This is a genomic window from Halanaerobiales bacterium (assembly GCA_035270125.1).
Taxonomy (GTDB): domain Bacteria; phylum Bacillota; class Halanaerobiia; order Halanaerobiales; family DATFIM01; genus DATFIM01.
Map to the genome: position 1 here is coordinate 1 of DATFIM010000092.1, position 2,550 is coordinate 2,550.

Genomic DNA, 2,550 nt, shown 5'->3' on the forward strand with positions numbered 1-2,550 from the left:
TTATAAATACTTTACAGCAAGTGGTTTTAAAGTAGTAACAGTTAATCCTCATCATGTAGAAAAAAGTAAAGAATTAGATGACAATAATCCAACTAAATGTGATAAAAAAGATGCATTAGTAATTGCTCAATTAGTTAAAGACGGAAGATATTCAACTCCAAATTTACCTGAAAAAGAATATGCTGAACTAAGAGTAGCAATAAATCACAGAGAAAGATTAATGAAAGATTTAAATGGTATTCAAAATCGTATAATTCGCTGGTTAGATATTTACTTTCCTGAATTTAATGATGTTTTCAAAGACTGGGAAGGAAAAGCAGCATTATCTACTTTAAAAAATCTTCCTTTACCTGAAAAAATAAACAAAGCAGAGGTGAAAGAAATAGTAAATATCTGGAGAGAAGATGGCATTAAAAGAGGAGTAGGTAAAAAAAGAGCTAAAAAATTAAAAAGATGTGCCCAAAGATCAATTGGTATTCAAACAGGTAAAAAAATGGCTGAGTTAGAAATAAAAAACTTATTAAAACAATATGAACAACTAAGTAAGCAACTAGAAAACTTAGAAGAAAAAATAGAAAAAATACTAAAAGAAATACCTGGAGCTAAAGAAATGATCAGTATACCAGGAGTAGGAGCAATGACAGTGGCTGGATTTTTATCAGAATGTGGTAATTTAGATGATTACAATCATCCAAAACAGATAATAAAATTAGCGGGTTTAAATTTAATGGAGCATAGTTCTGGTAAACATAAAGGTGAAACGAAAATAACTAAAAGAGGACGACCGCAATTAAGATCACTGTTATACAGAGTATCAATGCCATTGGTAAGGCATAATAACGAATTCAGCCAGATACATGAATATTATAAAAATCGTTCAAAAAACCCGCTAGAGAAAAAACAATCATTAATAGCAATATGTTGTAAATTAATTAAGATATTATATACTTTAGGAACTAGAGAAATAGAATATGATGGTGAAAAAATGTTGAATGATATAAAAAGACCAAAAGAATATAAAAAAGCAGTATAATGAATAAACATATAAATTGTATTTAGGTAGAAAAGTGTTAAAAGAAAGTATTTTGAGATCAATAATTTAAGCAAAAATTAGCAATAATACTCTTTAAGTATCAATTATGACTCCTTGAAAAAATGAAGCCAGGAGCAGCCGATATTTTTATTCCATTAGGGCCTAGACCCAGCAAAGGAGCAAGAATCGGCCTCCACCCATGGACAGGTAGAACGAAGGAATTTAAGGGCATTGACCCAGGGAGATATGGGAGGTTAAACTGCCATGGTTTAAGTGGAGATCCAATTGGCAAAACATACCATTTTTGAAAGAAATTCTAATAATTAAGCCTGGAGTCTGTCTGATTTTAGAAAATAAGTATAATAAAATCAAACATAACTATCTGTCCAATTTAAAGAGGTGTCAAATTCTGAGAAAAAACGAGTATTTAAGAGCTAATTTAAATAACAAGAGGGAGGGGATTAATTTGAACAAAAAAGTTAAATTTTTAGTTTTTCTATTTAGTATAATAATTATCTTAAGTGGGTGTAGTAACCAGCTAACAGAAAATAGTGGTTTATCGGAAAGTGGTGATGGTATAGTATCCTTAAAAATTAATGAACCAGAAACTAAAATAAATAAAATAGTAAATTCCGATAAAACAGCAAAAATCCAGAGTACTTCTGAAGAACAGATTACTCTTTCAGAGGTTATTATCAAAATTAAAAAGGAAGATGGATCATTAATTAAAGAAAAAACTATTGATATGGCAAATTTTGATTATGAAAAACCTATTGCATTACAAAATCTACCTAATGAAGATTTGCTTGTAGAAGTTGTAGTTAATGATGAGACAGGAAAAGTAATTTATGAAGGAAGTGCTAAAACTACAATTTTTACTGAAGCTACAACAAATTTAGCAATAAAATTAAAAATAGCAAAAGGTGATTTAGATGTAGAAGTGAATATTCCTGCTGATTTTACTCCTGATTCAGGTATTGTAGAACTTAATACAACTCTGGAAAACCCTGAAGATGTTAGAACTAAAAGCTTAAATATTGATATGTCAAATGGGATAGCAACTGCCTCTTTTTCTGATGTGAAAGCAGGAATATATCCTTTGAGTATTAAGTTAAAAAATGATTCTAAAACTGAAATTGGTGAAGGACAAATATTTATTCGTCCCTCTCGAACTGCTAAAGCAGTTATTGATCTTGTAGGAAATGGTGATTTAAATATTAATTTGGATTGGGAATATCCACCAATGCCTCCTGAGTATCTATCAGTCTCGACAGATAATGAAAATGGTATTGTATTAAATTGGCCAGAAAGTACTAGTAGTAATGTTGCAGGTTATATGGTATACAGAAGTAAAAGTATAAATGGTCGTAAAACTCTATTAACAAAAGAAGCAATAAAGAAAACTACTTATTTAGATAATAGTGAATTATATGAAGGAACTAATTATGTATATTGGGTTCAAAGTTATAGTGAAAATGGTATAGCAGGAGAATTCAATTCTTCTTCAGTTATAACAT

Annotated in this window: 2 protein-coding genes; both read left to right on the forward strand. The window is 29.6% G+C overall.

Annotation, left to right across the window (positions count from 1 at the left end; translation table 11 throughout):
- A partial coding sequence (locus VJ881_05040; protein HKL75414.1) for an IS110 family transposase occupies positions 1 to 1,033 on the forward strand: 1,033 nt, incomplete at its 5' end.
- A gap of 466 nt (positions 1,034 to 1,499) precedes the next feature.
- On the forward strand, positions 1,500 to 2,550 hold a 1,051-nt coding region (locus tag VJ881_05045; GenBank protein ID HKL75415.1), incomplete at its 3' end, for a fibronectin type III domain-containing protein.